This window comes from Enterobacter cloacae complex sp. 418I7 (assembly GCF_050030705.1).
Classification (GTDB): Bacteria; Pseudomonadota; Gammaproteobacteria; order Enterobacterales; family Enterobacteriaceae; genus Enterobacter; species Enterobacter intestinihominis.
In genome coordinates this window covers 2264361-2285431 of the sequence record NZ_JBLGUU010000001.1, presented here as the reverse complement: position 1 = coordinate 2285431, position 21071 = coordinate 2264361, and the positions used below count along the sequence as shown (strand labels likewise).

21 protein-coding genes are annotated in these 21071 nt (G+C 53.7%); 14 read left to right on the top strand and 7 right to left on the bottom strand.

The window, feature by feature from the left end; all coding sequences use genetic code 11:
• Nucleotide 1 precedes the first annotated feature (1 nt).
• The gene (gene glgX, locus ACQG0S_RS11030; protein WP_048966033.1) at nt 2-2077 is read left to right on the top strand and encodes a glycogen debranching protein GlgX; all 2076 of its coding nucleotides are present in this window, start codon (nt 2-4) and stop codon (nt 2075-2077) included.
• On the opposite strand, the gene ACQG0S_RS11025 is transcribed toward glgX, so the two are convergent.
• Entirely contained in the window at nt 2074-2622 is a 549-nt protein-coding gene (locus ACQG0S_RS11025; RefSeq protein ID WP_022648157.1) for a winged helix DNA-binding protein, read from the bottom strand. The genes glgX and ACQG0S_RS11025 overlap by 4 nt on opposite strands.
• A gap of 224 nt (nt 2623-2846) precedes the next feature.
• Here ACQG0S_RS11025 and ACQG0S_RS11020 point away from each other — a divergent pair, with 224 nt between their 5' ends.
• The 3 genes from ACQG0S_RS11020 to ACQG0S_RS11010 are packed head-to-tail and all read left to right on the top strand — an operon-like array spanning nt 2847 to nt 5557.
• Nucleotides 2847-3569, top strand: coding sequence for a DUF969 domain-containing protein (locus ACQG0S_RS11020; RefSeq protein WP_038416072.1), 723 nt, complete (start codon nt 2847-2849; stop codon nt 3567-3569).
• Entirely contained in the window at nt 3566-4552 is a 987-nt protein-coding gene (locus ACQG0S_RS11015) for a DUF979 domain-containing protein (protein WP_038416071.1), read from the top strand. Before ACQG0S_RS11020 ends, ACQG0S_RS11015 begins: the two co-directional genes overlap by 4 nt.
• Before the next feature lie 9 nt (nt 4553-4561).
• On the top strand, nt 4562-5557 hold the full coding sequence (locus ACQG0S_RS11010) for a DUF2891 domain-containing protein (RefSeq protein WP_169441112.1): 996 nt from the start codon (nt 4562-4564) through the stop codon (nt 5555-5557).
• A 3-nt stretch (nt 5558-5560) separates the two neighbouring features.
• Here the strand turns inward: ACQG0S_RS11010 and ACQG0S_RS11005 are convergent, their stop codons facing one another.
• Genes ACQG0S_RS11005 through ACQG0S_RS10990 form a run of 4 tightly spaced genes read right to left on the bottom strand, consistent with a single transcriptional unit; the run spans nt 5561 to nt 10538 of the window.
• Nucleotides 5561-6634, bottom strand: a complete 1074-nt coding sequence (locus tag ACQG0S_RS11005) for a fimbrial protein (protein WP_169441110.1) — start codon at nt 6632-6634, stop codon at nt 5561-5563.
• Between the two features lie 15 nt (nt 6635-6649).
• On the bottom strand, nt 6650-9154 hold the full coding sequence (locus ACQG0S_RS11000; protein ID WP_244644851.1) for a fimbria/pilus outer membrane usher protein: 2505 nt from the start codon (nt 9152-9154) through the stop codon (nt 6650-6652).
• Between the two features lie 44 nt (nt 9155-9198).
• The gene (locus ACQG0S_RS10995; RefSeq protein ID WP_169441108.1) at nt 9199-9867 is read right to left on the bottom strand and encodes a fimbrial biogenesis chaperone; all 669 of its coding nucleotides are present in this window, start codon (nt 9865-9867) and stop codon (nt 9199-9201) included.
• Nucleotides 9868-9926: 59 nt separating this feature from the next.
• Nucleotides 9927-10538: a fimbrial protein gene (locus tag ACQG0S_RS10990; protein ID WP_022648150.1), complete on the bottom strand. Its 612-nt coding sequence runs from the start codon at nt 10536-10538 to the stop codon at nt 9927-9929.
• Between the two features lie 367 nt (nt 10539-10905).
• Here ACQG0S_RS10990 and ACQG0S_RS10985 point away from each other — a divergent pair, with 367 nt between their 5' ends.
• The 6 genes from ACQG0S_RS10985 (at nt 10906) to ACQG0S_RS10960 (ending at nt 17198) form a co-directional block, all read left to right on the top strand.
• Nucleotides 10906-11433, top strand: coding sequence for a fimbrial protein (locus ACQG0S_RS10985; protein ID WP_022648149.1), 528 nt, complete (start codon nt 10906-10908; stop codon nt 11431-11433).
• A gap of 44 nt (nt 11434-11477) precedes the next feature.
• Entirely contained in the window at nt 11478-12161 is a 684-nt protein-coding gene (locus ACQG0S_RS10980; protein WP_048966031.1) for a fimbria/pilus periplasmic chaperone, read from the top strand.
• A 38-nt stretch (nt 12162-12199) separates the two neighbouring features.
• Nucleotides 12200-14782 carry a fimbria/pilus outer membrane usher protein gene (locus tag ACQG0S_RS10975; protein ID WP_426750331.1) on the top strand — a complete coding sequence of 861 codons (2583 nt, stop codon included), beginning with the start codon at nt 12200-12202 and terminating at the stop codon, nt 14780-14782.
• On the top strand, nt 14782-15360 hold the full coding sequence (locus tag ACQG0S_RS10970) for a fimbrial protein (RefSeq protein ID WP_022648146.1): 579 nt from the start codon (nt 14782-14784) through the stop codon (nt 15358-15360). The genes ACQG0S_RS10975 and ACQG0S_RS10970 overlap by 1 nt, the downstream gene beginning before the upstream one ends.
• Nucleotides 15361-15383: 23 nt before the next feature.
• Nucleotides 15384-16520 (top strand): type 1 fimbrial protein, encoded by a 1137-nt coding sequence (locus ACQG0S_RS10965; protein WP_048966029.1) that lies wholly within the window; start codon nt 15384-15386, stop codon nt 16518-16520.
• Nucleotides 16521-16640: 120 nt separating this feature from the next.
• Nucleotides 16641-17198, top strand: coding sequence for a hypothetical protein (locus ACQG0S_RS10960; RefSeq protein ID WP_426750329.1), 558 nt, complete (start codon nt 16641-16643; stop codon nt 17196-17198).
• Here ACQG0S_RS10960 and ACQG0S_RS10955 read toward each other — a convergent pair.
• On the bottom strand, nt 17177-18565 hold the full coding sequence (locus ACQG0S_RS10955) for an MFS transporter (protein ID WP_048966028.1): 1389 nt from the start codon (nt 18563-18565) through the stop codon (nt 17177-17179). The two genes, ACQG0S_RS10960 and ACQG0S_RS10955, sit on opposite strands and share 22 nt — an antisense overlap.
• Before the next feature lie 129 nt (nt 18566-18694).
• On the opposite strand from ACQG0S_RS10955, the gene ACQG0S_RS10950 reads away from it, so the two are divergent.
• The 4 genes from ACQG0S_RS10950 to ACQG0S_RS10935 all read left to right on the top strand — a co-directional run bounded on the left by ACQG0S_RS10950 (nt 18695) and on the right by ACQG0S_RS10935 (nt 20783).
• Nucleotides 18695-19624 carry a LysR family transcriptional regulator gene (locus ACQG0S_RS10950; protein ID WP_048966027.1) on the top strand — a complete coding sequence of 310 codons (930 nt, stop codon included), beginning with the start codon at nt 18695-18697 and terminating at the stop codon, nt 19622-19624.
• A gap of 63 nt (nt 19625-19687) precedes the next feature.
• A complete protein-coding gene (locus tag ACQG0S_RS10945; protein WP_003857131.1) occupies nt 19688-19954 on the top strand; it encodes a DUF1778 domain-containing protein in 267 nt (88 codons plus the stop codon).
• Nucleotides 19942-20427, top strand: coding sequence for a GNAT family N-acetyltransferase (locus ACQG0S_RS10940; protein ID WP_048966026.1), 486 nt, complete (start codon nt 19942-19944; stop codon nt 20425-20427). The genes ACQG0S_RS10945 and ACQG0S_RS10940 overlap by 13 nt, the downstream gene beginning before the upstream one ends.
• 17 nt (nt 20428-20444) lie before the next feature.
• Nucleotides 20445-20783, top strand: a complete 339-nt coding sequence (locus ACQG0S_RS10935) for a hypothetical protein (protein WP_023300127.1) — start codon at nt 20445-20447, stop codon at nt 20781-20783.
• Here ACQG0S_RS10935 and ACQG0S_RS10930 read toward each other — a convergent pair.
• Nucleotides 20758-20973, bottom strand: coding sequence for a DUF4225 domain-containing protein (locus ACQG0S_RS10930; RefSeq protein WP_265349208.1), 216 nt, complete (start codon nt 20971-20973; stop codon nt 20758-20760). The genes ACQG0S_RS10935 and ACQG0S_RS10930 overlap by 26 nt on opposite strands.
• Nucleotides 20974-21071: the final 98 nt, after the last annotated feature.

Genomic DNA, 21071 nt, shown 5'->3' with positions numbered 1-21071 from the left:
AATGCCAAAGGATACAACGTTTGAAATTCGGGCCGGTCATGGCCAACAGTTGGGCGCAAATTATGACGGAAAAGGGGTGAACTTCGCCCTGTTTTCCGCCCACGCGGAGCGGGTGGAGCTGTGTCTGTTTGATCCTTCGGGAAAAACAGAAATCGCCCGTCTGGAACTGCCGGAATATACCCATGAGGTCTGGCACGGCTATGTGCCGGACCTGAAACCGGGGGCGCTGTATGGCTACCGCGTTTACGGCCCCTACGATCCGGAGAAGGGTCACCGCTTCAACCCCAATAAGCTGCTTATTGACCCCTATGCCCGTGAACTGGTAGGTGAAATTGAGTGGAACGATGCCCACTTCGGCTATGAGCTGGGACACGACGAGCTGGATCTCAGTTTTGACACGCGAGACAGCGCGCCGTTTACGCCCAAATGTAAGGTCATCGACCCCAATGCCGTTGACTGGCAGGACTCACGCCGGCCCGATATCCCGTGGCCGCATACCGTGGTCTATGAAAGCCACGTTAAAGGCTTTACCCAGCTTAACCCGGCTATTCCGCCTGAACTGCGCGGTACGTTTGAGGGGATGGGGCATAAAGCCTCGGTGGAGTACATCAAAAGCCTCGGCATTACCTCGGTCGAACTGCTACCGGTTCACTGGTTCCCGGACGATCAGCACCTGCTCGATCGCGGCCTGAAAAACTTCTGGGGCTATAACTCGCTCGGTTTCTTTGCGCCAGCGTCCCGCTATTACGGCCCGGCGGGGATCCAGGGTTTCCGCGACATGGTGCGTGCTTATCATGACGCGGGCATCGAGGTGATCCTAGACGTGGTCTATAACCACACGGCGGAGGGCAACGAGCTGGGACCAACCCTGTCGTTTAAGGGGATTGATAACTTCTGCTATTACCGCACCATGCCGGATCAGCACCGGTATTACATCAACGACACCGGCACCGGGAACACCGTTAACACCTCGCACCCGCGCGTGTTGCAGATGGTCATGGACTCCCTGCGTTACTGGGCGGAATCGATGCAGATTGACGGTTTCCGCTTTGACCTCGGAACCATTCTCGGACGCGAGCCGGAGGGATTTGACCCGCGCGGCGGCTTCTTTGATGCCGTGACCCAGGATCCGGTGCTGTCGAAGCTGAAGCTTATCGGTGAACCGTGGGATATCGGCCCAGGGGGATATCAGGTGGGGGGCTTCCCGCCAGGCTGGGGCGAGTGGAACGACAAATACCGCGACACGGTACGTGAATACTGGAAGGGAGATAACGTTTCTAACGATTTTGCCGCCCGTCTGTTAGGGTCCGGTGATTTGTACGATCTGCGCGGGCGTCGTCCGTGGGCCAGCGTCAATTTTATTACCGCGCATGACGGCTTCACGCTGAACGACCTGGTGTCGTACAACGAGAAACATAACGCCGATAACGGGGAAGATAATAACGACGGACATAACGATAACCGGTCGTATAACTACGGTGTAGAAGGGTCGACGGAGAACCCGGATATCATCGCCACCCGCGAGCGGCAAAAGCGCAACTTCCTCACCACGCTCTTCTTCTCGCACGGCACGCCGATGCTGCTGGCAGGCGATGAGTTTGGCCGGACGCAAAAGGGCAATAATAACGGCTATTGTCAGGACAGCGAGATCTCCTGGGTAAACTGGGAAGGACTCACTGAAAACGACGAGAAGCTGCGCGACTTTACCCGTCGGTTGATTGCCCTGCGCGCGACGCAGCCGCTGCTGCGACGTGAGAACTGGCGCGACGGGCTGGAGATCCGCTGGTTTAACGCCGGCGGCGGACCGCAGCAGTCTGAGCAGTGGGACGAGGGTTCCACCCTTGGTCTTGCCATCAGCCGTCCTGATCTTGAGCAGGAAGAGGGCGTCTGGCACGACGTGCTGATGCTGTTTAACCCGTTTGAAGGTACGGTGCCATTCCAGATCCCGCAGTTTGGCGAAGGGGGTTGGGTGCTGGAGCTTTCGACGGCGGATGATGCCCCCACAGGGGAAATCATCACTGAATCTGTCGATTACGAGCTGGCCGGGCGGAGTATAACGCTTTTCCGCCGTCCTTAAAGCGAGGCCGCCGCGCGTGCGGCGGTATCATACAGGGAGGAGATCGCGCGGAGTAACTGCGCGGTCTCACCAATCGACGCGCCTGGAATGCCGCTTTCCGCATGAATGTTGATCAGGCAGGCCTCCCGCACTTCCCGGTACTTCATGCACAGCGCTTTGCCTTCCTCCGTCGTCGAGAAAAAGAGTTCTTTCCCCGCTTTTTCACTGGTGACGTAACCCGCCTTTACCAGCTTTTTCAGCGCATACGTCACCACGTGGGTATCTTCCACGTTCAGCACAAAGCAGATGTCGGCCAGCTTTTTCTTGCGGTTGCGGTGGTTTACGTGGTGCAGAAGCGAGACGTCGAAAGCGCCCATATCCGGTTCACCTGCTGCGGTCATGCAGCGCACCATCCATTTGTTAAACGCATTGCTGGTCATGATCAACGCGTATTCCAGCTCCGACAGTTCGGCACACCGCTCTGAGACGAGATGGCGGGAGGAGACGATACGCCCGTCCGCAATGTCGTCGTGGTTTAACGCTGTTTTCGTTTTCTTTGTCGTCATACCGATCCTTTCTCCAGAATGTAAACCCGTCGATAAAATAAGAACATTTTATTGATAAATTGTTTACATGTTTTTGACGTTCAGATATAGCTTTTTAGTGCAGGTTCTGCAGAGCCTGACGCAAAACACAACATCGCGCGCCGTAATGCACCGGCTTCGCTCTGCTGCGAAGTATAAAAAATAGCCGTCGGCGCGCAACGCTCACTTTGGATAGGGTAACGTTTATGGACAGTTCTACACTGTTGCCACTTATCGGGATTCCGGTGGTGGTTATTGGTTTTGCACTGCGTTTCAACCCGCTGCTGGTTGTCGTGGTGGCGGGGCTGGCAACGGGCCTGCTGGTTGGCATGGATTTCGGTATGCTGCTGGAAACCTTTGGCGAAAAGTTCGTGAATAGCCGATCGCTCGCCACTTTCATACTGATCCTGCCGGTGATTGGCCTGCTGGAGTATTACGGGCTGAAAGAGCGCGCCCAGGCCTGGGTCGCGAAGATCGCCAGCGCCACCTCGGCGCGTATCCTGATGCTCTACTTTGTTGCCCGCGAAGGGACGGCTGCGCTGGGCCTGATGTCGCTTGGCGGCCACGCACAAACGGTGCGTCCTCTGCTGGCGCCGATGGCCGAAGGGGCGGCCCTGAATGAATACGGCGAACTGCCGCAGACTATCCGCGACAAAATCAAAGCCCATGCCGCCGCGTGTGACAATATCGCGGTTTTCTTTGGGGAAGATATCTTTATCGCCTTTGGCGCGGTACTGCTGATTGATGCGTTCCTGAAAGAGAACGGGATCGAGGGGATCGAACCGCTGCATATCGGCCTGTGGGCCATTCCGACCGCTATTGCGGCACTGATCATCCATATGACGCGTCTGCTGCGCCTGGACGCCAGCATTCGTCGCGACGTGATGGCCTGGAGAGCAGAGCAGGGTTCGCAGGAGATCGCACCATGATGACCTTTATCACCATTAACCGCGTGTACTACCTGATCGGTTTTGTCGTGATGCTGCTGGTTGTGATGACCCTTCGCGATCGCGCTAACCCGAAACGCTATACCACCGCGCTGTTCTGGTTTCTGTTTGGCGGGATCTTCCTGTTTGGCGATCTGATGGTGCAGGAGCTGGGTAAGTCGCTGGCGTATCGCATTATTGGCGGCGCCGTTATCGTGATTGCGCTACTGGCCGGTTTCGGGCTGGTCGGGAAGGGGCATTATAAAATGTCCACCGAGGAGGAGCGGGTTGCCTCATCACACCGGCTGAAAAACTGGCTATTCTTGCCCGCGCTGATGATCCCGGTGGTGACGGTCATCGGGACGCTGTTTCTGAAAGGCGTGTCGATTGGCGGTGTCTATCTGCTAGACCAGAAGCAGCTTACGCTGGCGGCGCTGTGCGTGGCCTGTGTGGCAGCTATCCTCACCGGCTGGTGGCTGACAAAAGGTACGCCGCTGCATGCGGTTCGTCAGTCGCGTCGGCTGGTCGATACCATTGGCTGGGCGGTGATCCTGCCGCAGATGCTCGCCATGCTCGGCGGGGTGTTTGTGGTGGCGAATACCGGTGAATCGGTACAAAAGGTGGTCAGCCTGTTTGTGAACCCGGACAGCCGCTTCATGCTGGTGGTCATTTATTGCGTGGGGATGGCGCTGTTTACCATGATTATGGGCAACGCCTTCGCTGCCTTCCCGGTGTTAAGCGCCGGTATCGCTCTGCCATTCCTGATTAACGTCCATCACGGTAACCCGGCACCATTGCTGGCTATCGGCATGTACGCAGGCTATTGCGGCACGCTGATGACCCCGATGGCCGCCAACTTCAACATCGTGCCCGCCGCGCTGCTGGAGCTAAAAGACAAATATCAGGTTATCAAGATCCAGATCCCGACCGCGTTAACCTTGCTGGTGGTGAACGTGTTCTTAATGTATTTCCTCGTGTTTCGCTAAGGAGCTGCAATGGAATTAACGCAACATCAGGCTGACGCCTTCGCCAGAATGCCGTTGACCTATTTACGTCAGGAATATCCGAACCACATTATGCATCTGCTCAACGATGACGGCGACGTTCTGCCGCCTCGCGAGCTGCACCCGATCTTTTACGGCTGTTTTGACTGGCACTCTGCGGTGCACGGCTACTGGCTGCTGCTGCGCTGCCTGCGTCTCTGGCCCGAACTGCCGTGTCGGGAAGAGATCATCATTCTCTTCGAAGAACACCTGACCGACGAGAAGGTGGCGAAGGAGCTGGCCTATTTTACCGCGCCGTTCCGCGCGTCGTTTGAGCGGCCTTATGGCTACGGCTGGCTGCTGGCGCTGGCGCAGGAGCTGAAACAATCGTCACTGCCGCAGGCGGAGCGCTGGTACCAGACGCTGCAACCGTTAACGCGGGATATTCGCCAGCGGCTGGTGGATTACCTCAGCAAGCTTACCTATCCGATCCGCGTCGGGACGCACTACAACACGGCGTTTGCGCTCGCGCTGGGGCTGGATTATGCCCGGGCGGTAAACGATGACACGCTTGAGCGCGCCATCCTGGACGCGGCAACGCGGTTTTACCTCGCGGACACGCATTATCCTGCGCATTATGAGCCGGGTGGCGACGAGTATATCTCCGGAGCGCTGACCGAGGCCCTGCTGATGAGTAAGGTGGTGGAGGATTTCCCGGCCTGGTTCGATGCGTTTCTGCCTGAAGTTGGCGCCGTTTCTGCGCTCATGAACCCGGCTGAGGTGAGCGATCGCACCGACCCGAAAATCGCGCATCTGGACGGTCTCAACCTCAGCCGTGCCTGGTGTATGAAGCACATTGCCCGCGCCCTGCCGGAAAATCATCACGCCCGAAAGCCATTACGCGATGCCGTTGCGCGCCATCTCTCGGCAAGCGTGGAGCATGTTGTCGGCAGTCACTACAGCGGCGGGCACTGGCTGGCGAGTTTTGCGCTGCTGGCACTGGAGTAGCGCTTAGTTGTATATCAGACTAAATGTCGCCAGGCTGTCTGCCAGCCCCGCGGTGGCCTGGGTTTCAGTGCGCACATATTGTGCGTCGTAATCCAGGGAAAACGCGGTCTGCCGGGCAGCGTTGGCAAAAGGTTCGACACCGGTGCTGTTGAGAGGAACGGTTGTACCTCTGGCGGCACCGTAGTTATCGCCATACAGAATGCGGATCCCCACGCCGGTAGCGGCGCTCTCCTGTTGACTTAGCGCCAGCACATCGTGATTCTGCGCGTCTTTTTCAGTCGGACCAAAGAACCCGATCTTCACCGCTGCCGTTTGGGATGCGTCACAGACCAGAGGGATGATGAAGCGGTGTTTATCCCCATCCATTCCTTTGTTGAGATCGCTTACGCTACTTTGTCCCATATTGACGGTGATGTTGTTATCCGAGATATAACAGCTCGATTTATGCACTTTCAGGTCGGCGGCAGCGACTTCCACCGTCACGCCAGCTTCAGATATCACCGCGCCGTTAGTATCCTCCAGAATCAGCGTTCCTGCGCGAATTTGCCCGCTGTTCGGCTGTTCATAGACAATCTCCTGCGCGGTTTTATAAAACACGACGAAGAACTGGGTCGCCATTTGCGAGGGATCGTTTGTGCTGCAAATCGCAACGCTGTCATCCCCCGAGGCGATGTAATGCACGGGTTCAGCTGCACAGTGCGTGGTTTCGCGAACGCCCACCGCAAACCCGACGCCGGGAATATCTGGCACGTCATAAACGGAGGCCGGGGCGCCCGTACCGTTCGGCGCCACGCCGCTGACGGGCGCTACGGTTAAGGCGTTATTGGCCACAAAGCGCATCGTTACCGGGCCGGTTCCCTCAGGACAGTTATAAAACGAGCGGTTTTCCTGGCCCAGGATAGCGCCTGAAAGCATCGACCCCGGAGGGATCGAGGGGTTATCAGTGATCGAGTAGTTTTGAAAGTTAATGACCGCATCGCCCATGGTCGGCGGGCAGGTCTGAGACGCCCTTGCCGTAGCGTGAATCAGCAAAAAAGCGAGCATCAGGAGATTGATTAAACGGTTGATATTGTTCACAGATATCTCAGTAAGTTATTGGCACTGAAGCTTCAGAAGCGTGACCGGAGTGCGGCCAGCGGTATCCGGAAGGCGTAATGGGGCGCTACAGCGCATATCCTGGCCTTTCTGCCGCCAGCTGGCATGCAAGGTCCCGCGTAGCGGCACGCCGCTGAGATAGACCTGTCCTGCTTCGCCAACGATGCCGACGCTTGATTTCGCAGACGTCCCGTTCGAGACATACGCGCTGGCGCCGAATGGAAGCGGGCGCCCGTGTGCCGTAAGGGTGATGAGCGTTCTGATGCCCACGTGGGTATGGTAATTCGCCAGGACGACCGCGCCGCTGGTCGGCACAATCGTTCTGCTGTTCTGGTCCAGATCGACATTTTCTGCCAGCGTTTCGGTATCCAGCGAAATGGTGTTTTTGTGATACGCCGATAAGGTTGGCATCACGGCATAACCTCGGGAGTCGGTGTGAACATTGGTCGCCCCTTCAACCTGAACGTCCGACGCCTCGTCAGCGCGGATCAGCGCCAGGGTATCCCCAAGGCTTTGGCTCAACGTCACCCCATACTGTGTTGCCACAATGCCGCCTGCCGCGCCGTAGTTCACGCGGTTGCTATAGCGATCGTGGCTGTACCCGAGACTGGCGCTGCCATAACCGCCGTGATAAGCCAGCGCAAGGTTGCTGTTCGCGGTATTGGCCTGGTTGTCGAAGCCCTGCTGGAGGTTATAGTTCAGGCGATCGTGGGCCAGCGCCGTACCATACAGCGAAACCTGCCGGGTAGTATGGCCATCAAGGTTATTGTTGAGGCTGTAGCTGGTTGTTGCGCCGGGTAACCAGCGGCTGAGTGGGACGCTGATGCTAAGGTTTATCGCCCGTTCGTTGTCGCTATCATCAGCGCTTGAGCGGGTGAGATAATACCCAACACTCAACGACACCCCTTTGTAGTTAGCGTAATAGCCAAGATGGACGGTTTGATCGACCGCCGAGGCGTTCCAGTAATCCTGACGGTAAAAGGATGCGCTGATATTGCCCAGCGCACCGAGATCCTGCGTCAAACTGAACTGTGTGCGGTTACGCCGGTTATGCACGTGCTGGTCTGGATCGCTGTCATCATTTGCTTCACTGAAACTGTAAAAGTCATGCGTCGTATAATGGCTGGTCGAAAGGGTGAGCGACGTGTTCGTCTCAGCGAGATTTTTTTGGTACTGAGCGCGTATTTGCTGCCCGAGGGCAAGCCTGTCATCACTGAGGTGTGCTTTCGCCGCAACGGTGTCCACACCCAGTGCCCCAAACCGGCCAAAATCTTTACCTAATCCCAGCGCGAGAGCCTGATAGTGGCCGGAAAGCTCCGCTCCGCCGTACAGCGTCAGGCTTGAAGACAATCCGTAAAAGGCGGAGGCCTGAACAAACGGCGGGGTGTCGCCCTCGGCGTCAGGGCTGTTATACCGTCCGGCGCTGGCGCTGAATTTCAGTCGTTTCTCCCGTAGCATGAAGGCCACCGAGGAGTAGGGTTGGGTGAACGTGCGTTCGCTGCCATCACTTTCATGGACCGTGATCTCAAGATCGCCGCTTTGCGAAGTGGGGAAGAGATCGCTAATGACAAATGCGCCAGGCGCAACATAGGTTTCATAGATGGTGTAACCGTGCTGGCGAACGCTGACGCGGGCATTGCTGTGAGCGACCCCGCGGATCGTGGGCGCGAAACCGCGCTGGCTGTCCGGCAGCATATTCTCATCCGAGGCAAGCTGAAGCCCCGTAAACTGAAAACTGTCAAAAACCTCGCCAGACGTGTAGGCATTCCCTATTGTTAACGCGCTCTTCAGCGGCGTAATGGCCCGCTGGAGGGATGTTCCCTGAGACTGCCAGTGATGGGTATTACCATATTCAAACGTGGCGTAATTGCGTAAACGCCACGCACCCAGGTTGATACCGGATCGCAGGCTCAGATAGCTGCTGTTGTCATGAATATTGTCGATGTTGGTTGTCGAGCCCGTAAGATTGTAATCGACAAAAGCAGCGGGGATGCCGTCGTCCCACTGTTCGGGAGGAATATAATCGGCACTTTTTTGCAACATGGCTGCCTGCGGAATGCTTAAAACCAGTTGATGATGGGTGAAGTCAAAATGCGTCGACGCATCGGGAATATATTTGCCGATGTCCGTAAATGTCTCCTCGTCATGCAGCGCATCGAACGAAGAGAAGGCCGCGATGTTTACCCCAAGTCTCTTGAGGTACGCCAGGTTGAGGACTGGTGAGAGCGTTCCCCCGGTATCAACGAATGCAATTTCGCGCTCATCCCGCTGCGTCTGGTTAACAACAACCGCGACACGATAACGTCCCGGCTGCTGACCGCCTTGTCGGGAAAAATAGCTTAAGTCGCTAGCCTGCTGCTGATCTGCGGTGATCTCCAGCGCCTGAGGATCGAAGTACTCATCGGCCTGTGCCCGGCGCACATGAATGCCAGACGTGACCGCACCCGCAAGCATCGCGAGCGTATAAATGCGGGGTAAATTGCGTGGGCCGAGAGAATGCATGTGCGGTCGTTGGCTACATTCGCCAAAGGCGTGTTGTCACAGCGTCAGGATTGCGTGGCGACTCTCGTCAGCCCGCCGTAATCGTTGATCGCCTGCCAGCGAATGGTCCCCGAGCAGGGAATGTGCCATTGACGATCGGAGAAGGGGTCAATCATTCCCGGCATTTCAACGTCGGTGTTCCCAACGCTGACCTTGTAAAACGATACAAACCAGGGCGAGGGGTTGTGTGCGCTAAGCGTATTATTACGACAGGTAAATTTTAATTTTTTGTAGGCAAGTTCGGCATTGCCTTTCAACCCTGCGGGACGGAAAAATAACTTGAATTTTGACTTCACGTTAATCTGCAATTTGTTGCTGTTTGCTTTTTTGCTCGGGGCAATATTTTTGATGTTAAGCCAAAAAACAGATTCCCGGTCAGTGGGTAATGGCGTTCCAAGATAATTGATGCGCAGCGAGTTTTTCTGTTCCGCATCTAAACGAAATAACGTAGGCGTCACGATAAGGGGCGGAGCGGTTTTATTCTTACTGTCAATATTTTCAATCCACGACTGAATAAGATAAGGGGTTTCTTTTTCCATATTGGTAATGGAAAATGCCACTTCTCTTTGCCCCTCAAGGTAAACAACACGCGTACCGCCCATCACAACCCCCGCGTGTGCTGACAGACTCATGCCGAGCGAATAAAAGAACAGGGCCGCGGTGAGTTTCTTCATTTTCAGATCCCCGTAGAGGAAAAAGATAAGCAGAGAAAGCTCTGCTTATCATCAGTCGATCAGTTATAAACCATCAGGAAATTGGCATCTGCGTCGGCTTCTCCGGTGCTGACGACATCGGTGGTGGCATTATAATTGGCGTAGAAATTGAGTGTTTTTGAATCTTCCCCTTCGGCAAGGTCGATACTCTGAGAAATATCACCAATTTTAATCTGCGTGTTACGGTCGCTTTCATAGAGTTTAACGGCAACGCCAGTCGCCGTATTGCCATCGCTGTCCACGGAAGAATTTAAACCCAGCAGGGTATTATCATTCGCATCTTTGTTACCATCAAACAACACGGCAACGGTTTTAACGGAATCCGGGCAACCTTCAACTGAGATCTGGAAAGGCGTGCGCGTGGTCTCTTTTTGGGTGGCAAAGTAGCTTGCAGCCCAGGTGCCTAATTCAACGGTTTGCCCTGCTGAGTCGGTGGTGATATTACAGGATGCATCGGTAATCTTACCGGTAAAATGGACTACGCCGCCCGTGCCCTGAGTCCCCGCATCGTTCTCTGGGTTGGTATTAATATTATTGTCGCTGTCACCAGAAGGAAGGCCCGCCAGCGCACTGCCACTTGCCATCATCAGGCCACAAAGGGTTAATGCGATCATGTTTTTTTTGTTGATCATGCCTATTGTTCTCATTCGCTCAAATATGTCAGTCTGGATATGCTGCTAGCAACACTGCCGGTGGCGTTATTGCTCAGAAAAAACAGCGCGAATGCTAACAAAATGCCAATCCAGGCCATAACAAAAGGTTGTCTAAAATTAAATTACTTTATTTTACGAAACTCCGTAACTTTCTTGTAACCTTACTTCGGGTTTGCTGATGTCGTTTATTGATGTTGCGAATCTAATTCCTGCCTGAGGGTTTATATTTGCCTTGTCACAAACGGTGCATTATTCATTGTGAGCTCAGTGGAGCTACTTTGTTATTGTCTCGTCCTGGCAGGAATAAAAATGAAGATATTTATTATTTCTATTGGGATATCAACGAATGAAACTGACTAAAATTGGTGCGACGCTTATTCTGACTTTCTGTGGCGCGAGCGCGGCGACGGCTTCTAACACTATCACATTTAATGGAACGGTGCTCGATCAGGGTTGTGATATTGCCGTTGATGGCGGCACGGCAAATGCGACCGTTGATCTGGGCTCAACGGCGGCAACCGACCTCGCTACAAAAGGCGACCTTGGCGCGCCAAAACAGTTTGTGTTCGACCTGAATAACTGCCCAACCAGCACGACTGCAAATATTGTCTTCTCAGGCCCTGTTGATGCTGTTGCAGCCGATCCATCCTATTTTGCAAACACTGCTACGCTGGGTGCGGCAACCAACGTGGCCGTTCAGCTCAAGCAGGGCGGCTCAAATGGTACCATCGTCAAAAATAATGCAGATAACGATCCTATTACTTTCACCGATGGCACAGCGAGTCAAACCTATACCGCGCAGATGATTGCCACCGGGCAGGCCGTTGCCGGCGATGTTAACGCTGTTATTACCTATAACGTCCGTTATAACTGATTCCGCAGGAGGGGAAACCCTCCTTTTTAGTTTGTGAGTGCATTATGAAACCCATCGCCGCTGTTATTTTTTGCGTGGCCAGCGCCACCAGCCTGAACGCGTCCGCCAGTATTGTTACCGGGAGTACGCGGGTTATTTTTGACGGCTCCCGCCAGGCCGCCTCTTTGTCCGTTGAAAACTCTGACAAGGTTACTAACCTGGTACAGTCGTGGATTAGCCCGGCTAAAGGCAGCCCGTTAAAAAAAGAAAATATGATTATTACGCCACCGCTATTCCGTCTGGAAGCCGGGAAAAAAGCGTCAATTCGTATTGTGCGTTCAGGTTTACCTGTTCCGGAAGATCGTGAATCGCTGTTATGGCTGAACGTGAAAGGGATCCCCGCTACCGACGGTAGTGAAGGTAAAAATACGATGCAAATTGCCATCAACTCAAAGATTAAGCTGATCTACCGTCCGGCAGCATTAAAGGGGCAGACGCCAGAATCCAGTGCGGAAAAGCTTAAGTGGAACCTGACCGCGAAGGGTTTACAGGTCAATAACCCGACACCTTTTTATATGAACTTCTCACGAATTGAAATTAATCACCAGGCGTTAAGCGGACAGTATTTTGTCGCGCCATTCTCCACGTTGAGTATTTCTGAAGGTGTTATGTCACCTCACGGCAAAGTAACCTGGTCGCTTATTAATGATTATGGCGTGAAAGGCCCGGACAAAGTCACCTCATATTAATCGACACCGTAAGTCTCCCGCACGGATACAGGGTTACAATGGAAAAAGTGAAACAAACCTACGTCCTTTCTTTAGGGCTCGGGCTCAGTGTTGTCTTTAGTTCTTTCAGCGCACGTGCGCAGGAACATTTCAACCCTCATCTTTTGGAAACAGACAGCGCAGAAGTGCCAGCAATGGATCTCAGTCTGTTTGCCAAAGATGAGGTGCCGCCCGGGGACTATAACGTCGACATTTTTATCAACGGCAATCTGGTAGACAGTAAAACCCTCTCTTTTCGACGGTTGAAAAGTGCCCCTACGTCAGACCGCACAGGGGCATGCTTAAACGTCACTCAGCTGAAAGCCTGGAACGTTCGTGTCGATAACTATTTTGGCGAACAGGAAAAAGCCAGCGAATGTGTGGATCTGTATGCCATCCCCGGCGCGGACGAAAAAATCGATCTGGCGCAGCAGCGTTTCGACCTGATCCTGCCGCAGGTTGCTTTATTTAACACCGCAAGGGGTTATGTTTCACCGGAGCGCTGGGATGAAGGGATCACGGCGGGTTTACTTAATTACAGCGTCTCGGGTCAACAGGATCTGCATCAGCGCAACGGCACCGACAGCAGTAATCAGTTTCTTAGCCTGCAACCGGGGCTGAACGTAGGCGCCTGGCGCTTTCGCAACTATTCCACCTATACCCATTCCGAATCCGAAAATGACTGGGATTCCGTGTATACCTACGCCTCACGGGATATTAAATCTCTCAAAAGCCAGCTGGTGCTGGGACAAGGAACCACGCGCGGCGGCATTTTTGATAGCGTTGGTTTTACCGGTGTACAAATGTACTCGGATAACGATATGAAGCCGGACAGCATGCAAGGCTTCGCCCCTGTAATACGCGGTATAGCCCGCAGCAATGCCGAAGTGACGGTATACCAGAACGGTCACAGCATTTATAAGGCTACCGTGCCGCCGGGGCCGTTTGAATTCAGCGATATGTATCCGACCGGCAGCTCCGGCGATCTACAGGTGGTGATCAAAGAGTCCGACGGTACGCAAAGTAGCTTTATTGTGCCTTACGCCACGCTGCCGGTATTGCAACGTGAAGGTCAGGTGCAGTATGGCCTGGTGGCGGGCAAAACCCGTCAAGACGGGTCGGGTTCACGTGCAGAGGATTTTAACTTTATTCAGGGATCAGCGGCCTGGGACGTCGGAAAAGGGATCACGCTTTACGGCGGCTATATTCAGGCGGAGGACAATTATTCCAACCTGATTGCCGGAACCGGTTTTAATATGGGCAGCGCCGGAGCGCTCTCATTTGATATTTCCCAGTCGTGGGCGGATATCCCGCAGCCGGACAACATGCGACAACAGGAACACCATAGCGGCCAGTCGTATCGCGTGCGCTACAGTAAGACGCTTCAGCAAACCAACACCGATATTGCCGTCGCCGGTTATAAATTTTCAACCCGGGGTTATCTTTCGTTTCAGGACTTCCTCAATGACTGGGATCCGGGCAATAGCACTATTGATAATGGCCGGGAGCGAAACCGTTTTGATGTGACAATCTCACAGACGTTGCCTTTCGGCACCCTGTCACTGAGCATGTACGACGCCTCTTACTGGAACAGTGAACATGCGGACTCCATGAACCTGGGCTTCAGCAGCACGCTTGGACCGGTGTCGTACTCGCTGAACTATGCCCACTCTAAAAACGTCAATGGCGGTCACAATAACGATTCCGATAACTACGACGACGATAACGTCTTCTCGCTTAACCTGAGCGTACCGTTCAGCGCCTTCAGCCACAGTGAAGCGGCCCGGTCTGTTTCGGCTAACTATTCGATGAACAGTAGTAAAAACGGCGATACCACGCACAACATCGGAATTTCCGGTACCGCGATGCAGGAAAACCAGCTGAACTGGCAGGTTTCAGAAGGCTATAACGCCGATTCTGAAGCTACTAACGGCAATGTCACTGTGGGTTATCAAAGTACTTATGCCGATATGTCCGCAGGCTATAGCTACGACGATTACAGCCGACGAGTGAATTACAGCCTGCGCGGGGGCATGGTGCTGCATCGCGACGGTATCACCTTGGCGCGTCAGCTCAACGATAGCGTAGCGCTGGTTGAAACACCGGGTGTTTCCGGTATGCCGATCAACGGGCAGACGAACGTTCATACCGATTATTTCGGTAACGCCATTGTGCCGTACGTTCGTCCGTATCACAGCAATTCGATCTCACTCAACACAGTGGATGCCAGCGATACTTCTGCGGCCATTGATAACATCGCCAAAACCGTGGTGCCGACCAAAGGGGCGGTAGTACGCGTGAAGTACAACACCTGGATTGGACAAAAGGCGATGATGACGCTGACCTACAACGGTAAACCGGTGCCGTTTGGCGCAGTAGTAACACAAACCAGCGGCGAGTCGGATGACACGCGCAGCAGTATTGTTGGCGACGGCGGGGAAGTGTATCTCGTCGGGCTCGCCGGGAAAGGGCGGTTAATTGTTAAGTGGGGGGAGACGGCGAACAAGCAGTGCGCCGTTAATTACACACTTGCCGGCGCTAAAACAGAGGCCGATATTTTATTCATCAACGGGGTTTGCCATCCCGTATCGGGAGCAAATTAATGTCACGCTTCATTATTCTCCGTTCCGGCCTTAAATCGCTCATCGGCCCGGGAATGGTATTCATGCTGAGCGTGTCGCCGGCAATGGCGTACACCGATCGCAATGATATTGAGTTCCATGTCACCGGAAACATTATTGATGGCTCATGTAACGTCACCAAACCGGAGGCAGTCGACCTCGGGAAATATTACTGGAAAGACTTTGCCGTAGCGGGGGGGAACACAGGAAATGTGCCAGTGACCATCGCGTTTGACAGCTGCACCGCAGGGTTAAGCCAGGCAACGGTTACCTTTACAGGCGCACCTTACGCTGAAGATCCGGCTTATGCTTCTGTCATTTACGCCAATCAGGTGGCGGCAGATGCAGGCGGCGCGACCGATGTCGGCCTTCAGTTGTTTATCCGTGACCACGAACATCCCATCAGCGGTGTCGCGCTGGCCAACGGCGTGAGCTACCCGGTTGCGCTCGAAAACCAAACCGGCGCGATGACTTTTACTGCCCGAATGTATACCCCACATGGGACCCCAACACCGGGTGCATTCAGCAGTGCGATTACATTGAATGTTGTTTATAACTGAGCTTAAGTGAGCAGACTAATTTCATGTCAAAATATTTATATTATCTGGTGTTATTGCTGGGGACAGTCCCACTATTAAGTCATGCAGCCTGTAACCGGGATAACGGCGATGATGTTACCGTTACGACGATCCCATTACCCTCGAAACTGTTGGTCAGTGCGAAAAATTATACCTTTGGCGAAGTGTTATACGATTCTGGATATATCAGCGGGACGGATGGGGATGTCACGATTAAAAACTGTAGCAGGGATTATTACGTAGGATTTCATTATAACCCGACTCATTTAGCATCGGCGTCGCCGGTGGGAGATAATATCTACCCGACCACGATACCGGGTATCGGCATTAAGACCTACACGCTTAACCAGGCCGGTCCGTATGATTATGAACGTGCGGTTGATAACTCATGGCAGTCCGGCGATGGCGAGAGCAGCCATACGCTGGCGGGCTCGGCCTATCGTGTGCAGTTGATTGCGACGGGGGGGACAATCCCGGGCGGTAATCTGGCCCTTGAGAGCGGCAAACTGGCGACGGTGGAATTTCGTGAAGGGCAAAGCAGTTCGGATAACGGTGATAATGCGTCAGAAGTCTATTTGTCAAATACACAGATAGAAGTCTATGCGATGGGATGCTCAGCATCTGTTTCTTCCCTGCTGTTTAATATGGGCGATGTGGATACCTCTGCGTTTGATAATCTTAAGATGGTGGAAGGACCCGAACAGGATGTTGGTCTGAGCTGTCAGCCAGGCACCAACGTGACCTTGACCATCAACGGGCCGCTTGCCGAGGGCGACAACGATGATGGTTCAGTGATTGCTTTAGACCAGTCTGAATCGGGTACGACGGCGACCGGTGTGGGGGTCGTGATATCAGCCTATCAACCGGCGCTACGCAGTTTTACCTACTGGGCCATTGGTCAGGAGGTACAAGCTTTTAATTCCAGTCGTGTAAAAGCCGCATCACAAGGCAGTGGGCTGGCTGCCGATGGTACCGCGCTTGCTGATATCGGCTCCGCAACCACCTATAGCGATCCGGCAAATACAGGCGGGGCCGGAGAGTCTGAAACCTTACGTTTTAAAGCGTGGTATTACAAAACCAGTGACGTTGTCACGCCAGGGCAAGCAAATGCCACCGGGACAATCACCCTTAAATATAATTGATACCTTTGATCATGACAGGGGGTAGCGCTGCGGTTTATTTTTGTACACCTCTGCGCTACCGTTATGTGTTTCTGTCGTGTACATTTCCTCTGCGACCCTATTTATTCGGTGGAACTGACAATGATTACTAAACGGTCTGAGCCACGCTTTTCATTCATTCTGTTAATTTTTGTGTGTCTTGTAGGATTATATTCTTTTAACGGTCACCTTAAGCCTCACGCCGGACAAAAAGGGGTTGCATGTATTTCTTACAAGCGGATCCTGCGTGAATCACCGTTACTGGCACAGGAAAAAAAGCAGAACGAAATACTTCTCGCATTAGCTAAAAAATCCGCGCTTGAAGTTGAGAAAAAATATTACGCTCTGCCAGAACCCTTGCGCCGTGAAATGAAAGCGATCGATGATATGAGTAAAAACACGCAACTGCGGGCAGAGCAGGGTCGCCTGCGGCATATAAGCCAGCGAGTCATATCTGATACCGTTGAAAAATACAGAATAGATCATCACTATTCGGTCGTTTTCAATAAAGATAGCGCCTCTACAGTGGATTATGGTCACGACATCAGTAATGAAATCATTATTGAATTACAGCATGTAAAAGTGGTTTACGGGCCGCGCCCTAATTTTGAAGATGCGACCCGGGAGCTTTTGCTCGCTCAACCTGTTTCCGCAGGATGAGTGATTTTACGCAGTCGGCTCGCGCTGACGATGACCGCTATCGCAGAAGCCGCCGCAGCGATCCACAGTGCAGCATGAATTGCTCTCTCATTTGTCGCCAGCAGTACGCCCACAGCGGCGGCCCCCAGACACTGCCCGAACGTGCGCATAATGGATAACACACCGGATGCATAGCTCGCATAGTCACGACTAACGTTTGAGAGCATTTCCCGGTTATTGGGACTCTGAAAGCAGCCAAATCCCATCCCGCAAACCAGGTTTCGCAGGCAGATATCCCACATCGAAGGGCTGGCGGGTAACGTTGCCAGCAGAATCAAACCGACGACAAAAATCATCAGCCCCAGGGTTGAAATCACCGGGGCTGAAATCGTGTCCGCCCACCGGCCTGCATGCGGCGCAATCAGCACGATCCCGAGCGGCCACGGCGTAAATAGCAGGGCAGAAATCACCGGACTGTAGCCGTATTCGCTCTGAAACAGGAAGGGTAGCGCAATAAAGGTGATACCCTGGCTGACAAAAGCAATCATCGACGTTAAGGCCGCGAGGGTAAAACGTTCATTTTTGAATATGGCTGGCGGCAGTAAGGGGTTATCCGTGCGGCGGATCTGCCAGATAAAAGCCATGCTGCTCAGCGCAGCGAGAACCGTCCAGCAAAGACTACCTGTGTGATAAGTAGCATCATGGAGGCTGTTCGCCGCCACGATCGTCGAACCCAACAGCAGCGCCGACAATATGGCGCCCAGGGTGTCAAAGGGCGCTTGCTTTCGAACCGCATCCCGCGGCAGCGTTTTGACCGCCAGCAGCAAGGCGAGGGTGCCGGGAAGAACGTTTATCGCAAAAAGCCATTGCCAGCTCAGGGTGTGAAGGATCGTACCGCCCAATACCGGGCCGATAGCGGAGCTGGAGGCGATGAGCAGGGCGTGCAAACCCAGAATGCGGCCAAGTAATCGTCCGGGAAATACGGACCGCAGTATCGCGGGAGCAATACTCAGCGTCGCTGCGCCGCCGATCCCCTGCAGCACGCGCATACCGATAAGCACTTCGGGCGTTTTCGCCAGCGCGCAACCCAGCGATGTCAGGGTAAAGGTCGTCAGGCCTGCCAGAAATACGGGGCGATAACCCAGGCGGGCCGCAAGCGCCGCGAATATCGCCAGCGTCATTGCAGCCGCCAGCAGATACCCGTTGGCGAACCAGACGGCATAACTGGCTGGCACCTGCATCCCCTGAGCCATGGAGGGCAGGGCAATATTGATCATGGTGCCATCAAACACGCCCATTAACGTGGTGGTCATTATCGCGGCCATCACCCGTGCGCGCGTCGGGCCAGGCAGTCCATCGTCCCCGGGTTGGCTGGAAAAAAGCATCATCTTGTTGTCCTTAGAGAAGAGTGTGTGGATGACAAAACTATAAAGATGGCTTTTGCAGGGCGGAAGGCGCACCATTTGCACTTTATCGTTGCATGAAACGCCTTATCTGAATCTACAGGGAGGAAGGAGATGTCCGAACCCGATTTTAATTTGCTGATAGCACTCGACATATTGCTGAGCGAAGCGAGCGTGGCAGGCGCGGCACGTCGTCTGAACCTCAGCACCTCGGCAATGAGCCGGACATTAAGCAGGTTACGCGACGTCACTGGCGATCCGATTCTGGTGCGCGCCGGACGTAACATGGTACTGACCCCGTGGGCCGAAGCGACCCGGGACCGTGCCAGGCGTGCAGTGCACGAGGCCAGGGCGGTATTACAGCCCTCAACTGATACGTTCAGCGCGCGAAGTCTGGCGCGACTTTTTACCATCAGGGCAAACGATGGTTTTGTGGTGGCTTTTGGGCCTGCGCTTATAGCGGCTGTGGCCGACACCGCGCCGGACGTCTGTATACGCTTTGCGCCTAAGCCGGAAAAAACATCGCGCTATCTTCGGGAAGGGCTGGTTGATCTGGAGATTGGCGTCCAGAGTAATATGGGGCCTGAAATACGGCTGCAACGACTGTTTGAGGATCGGTTTGTGGGCGTCGTGCGTAAGGGGCATCCGCTGGCTAAGCAGGCAGAAATAGGGGTGAAGGATTATGTCGCCTGGGGCCATGTGGTAGCGTCACCCGAGGGTGCACTGCACGGATCCGTTGACGATGCGCTGGCAGAACTCGGAACAAAACGTAAAATCGCGAGCGTCGTACCGGGATTTCCGACGGCGCTGTCCGTGGCGGTGGCATCGGATCTTATCGCCATGATACCCGCTCTCTATTTACTCAATCAGCAGGTAACGGACCAGGTACACGTTTTCGCGTTGCCGTTCCAAAGCCGTCTAATTACGGTATCACAGATGTGGCACCCAAGAATGGAACGCGATCCCGCGCACCGCTGGCTGAGAGAGCAAATTCTTGCGATATGCAGAGTGAAGAGGTCAGACATGATTAAGGGACCTGTATAGCGATTGCTATACGCGCCGCTTATGCTATGCTTGTAAAGCAATTGCTATACAAGAGGTATACCCATGAAATCAGATGTTCAACTCAATCTTAGAGCCAAAGAATCCCAGCGGGCGCTTATCGATGCCGCCGCAGAGATCCTACATAAATCACGTACTGACTTCATTCTGGAGATGGCCTGTCAGGCAGCCGAAAATGTGATCCTCGATCGGCGTGTATTCAATTTTAACGATGAACAGTATGCAGAGTTCATTGATATGCTTGATGCCCCGGTCGCCGACGATCCTGCCATAGAAAAACTGCTGGCAAGGAAACCTCAGTGGGACGTGTAACCGCCCCAGAGCCCTTATCCAGCGTCCATCAACTGGCGGAGTTCGTCAGTGGAGAGGCCGTGCTTGACGAATGGTTAAAACAAAGAGGTCTGAAAAACCAGGCGCTTGGCGCAGCCCGAACGTTTGTCGTTTGTAAAACGGGCACAAAGCAGGTCGCGGGATTTTACTCTCTGGCTACCGGCAGCGTTAACCATACGGAAGCGACAGGTAATTTGCGGCGTAACATGCCGGATCCCATTCCCGTGATTATTCTTGCCCGTCTGGCTGTCGATGCCTCAATACGCGGAAATGGGTTGGGAGCCGATTTACTCCAGGATGCGGTTTTACGCTGTTATCGGGTAGCAGAGAATATTGGGGTGCGGGCGATCATGGTTCATGCACTCACTGAGGACGCCAAAGCGTTTTATATCCACCATGGTTTTAAAGCATCGCAGACTCAGGAACGGACACTGTTTCTCAGGCTTCCTCAGTAGCGGCGGGATTTTATGGAATGAATGTTCAGCCCGTCTGGCTGATAAAGCAGCAAGGAACCGATCTTTTAAATAAGGATATCGAGCGAATCAAACGTCACCAGGCGACGGGGGAATCGCAGGAAAAGGTTCTGAAGGATCTGGCCGGTTATTTTCTGTCGGTAGCCTGGATCACCGGCGGGATGGCCATCATCACCTTGGTTACCGCGATCTTTGGCAGCGCAAGCCATGTTATCTCCTGTATGATTGCCGTCGTCTTTTTGCTAATTGTTCTGCTTCTGGTGATGCCGGTCAGACTTGGCTATAAATCATGGAAGCTGATGAGAACACAGTTCAGCGACTCCGGTCATCACGGGTAAGGAGTTCCAGTACCACCTTCGCGCTCACCCCCCATCCCATAACCTTCATCGTCAGTTTGCCCGGAGACATGGTTTCCACCTTGCGGTAATAGTCTCCGGGAAGATAACGGAAAAGACGCCAGGCATCAGCTTTACCAGTCATACCAAACACCCCATAAACGCTGGCTGCAAGCGGGGTTACATTAAAGATCCCCAGGCCAACATTTAGGCAACCGACTGATTCATCGGTAAGTTCCTGAAAGAGAGGAACTCATGAACTAAAGAATAAACCCACCGTATTTAACTTAT

Bases quoted from the DNA above. Each gene is read 5' to 3' on its own strand.
- glgX (WP_048966033.1), top strand. From the start codon at position 2: ATGCCAAAGGATACAACGTTTGAAATTCGGGCCGGTCATGGCCAACAG.
- ACQG0S_RS11010 (WP_169441112.1), top strand. From the start codon at position 4,562: ATGGAATTAACGCAACATCAGGCTGACGCCTTCGCCAGAATGCCGTTG.
- ACQG0S_RS10990 (WP_022648150.1), bottom strand. From the start codon at position 10,538: ATGATCAACAAAAAAAACATGATCGCATTAACCCTTTGTGGCCTGATG.
- ACQG0S_RS10965 (WP_048966029.1), top strand. From the start codon at position 15,384: ATGTCAAAATATTTATATTATCTGGTGTTATTGCTGGGGACAGTCCCA.
- ACQG0S_RS10935 (WP_023300127.1), top strand. From the start codon at position 20,445: ATGAATGTTCAGCCCGTCTGGCTGATAAAGCAGCAAGGAACCGATCTT.
- ACQG0S_RS11015 (WP_038416071.1), top strand. From the start codon at position 3,566: ATGATGACCTTTATCACCATTAACCGCGTGTACTACCTGATCGGTTTT.
- ACQG0S_RS10995 (WP_169441108.1), bottom strand. From the start codon at position 9,867: ATGAAGAAACTCACCGCGGCCCTGTTCTTTTATTCGCTCGGCATGAGT.
- ACQG0S_RS11025 (WP_022648157.1), bottom strand. From the start codon at position 2,622: ATGACGACAAAGAAAACGAAAACAGCGTTAAACCACGACGACATTGCG.
- ACQG0S_RS10975 (WP_426750331.1), top strand. From the start codon at position 12,200: ATGGAAAAAGTGAAACAAACCTACGTCCTTTCTTTAGGGCTCGGGCTC.
- ACQG0S_RS10955 (WP_048966028.1), bottom strand. From the start codon at position 18,565: ATGATGCTTTTTTCCAGCCAACCCGGGGACGATGGACTGCCTGGCCCG.
- ACQG0S_RS10980 (WP_048966031.1), top strand. From the start codon at position 11,478: ATGAAACCCATCGCCGCTGTTATTTTTTGCGTGGCCAGCGCCACCAGC.
- ACQG0S_RS10985 (WP_022648149.1), top strand. From the start codon at position 10,906: ATGAAACTGACTAAAATTGGTGCGACGCTTATTCTGACTTTCTGTGGC.
- ACQG0S_RS10950 (WP_048966027.1), top strand. From the start codon at position 18,695: ATGTCCGAACCCGATTTTAATTTGCTGATAGCACTCGACATATTGCTG.
- ACQG0S_RS11000 (WP_244644851.1), bottom strand. From the start codon at position 9,154: ATGCATTCTCTCGGCCCACGCAATTTACCCCGCATTTATACGCTCGCG.
- ACQG0S_RS10970 (WP_022648146.1), top strand. From the start codon at position 14,782: ATGTCACGCTTCATTATTCTCCGTTCCGGCCTTAAATCGCTCATCGGC.
- ACQG0S_RS10960 (WP_426750329.1), top strand. From the start codon at position 16,641: ATGATTACTAAACGGTCTGAGCCACGCTTTTCATTCATTCTGTTAATT.
- ACQG0S_RS10945 (WP_003857131.1), top strand. From the start codon at position 19,688: ATGAAATCAGATGTTCAACTCAATCTTAGAGCCAAAGAATCCCAGCGG.
- ACQG0S_RS11020 (WP_038416072.1), top strand. From the start codon at position 2,847: ATGGACAGTTCTACACTGTTGCCACTTATCGGGATTCCGGTGGTGGTT.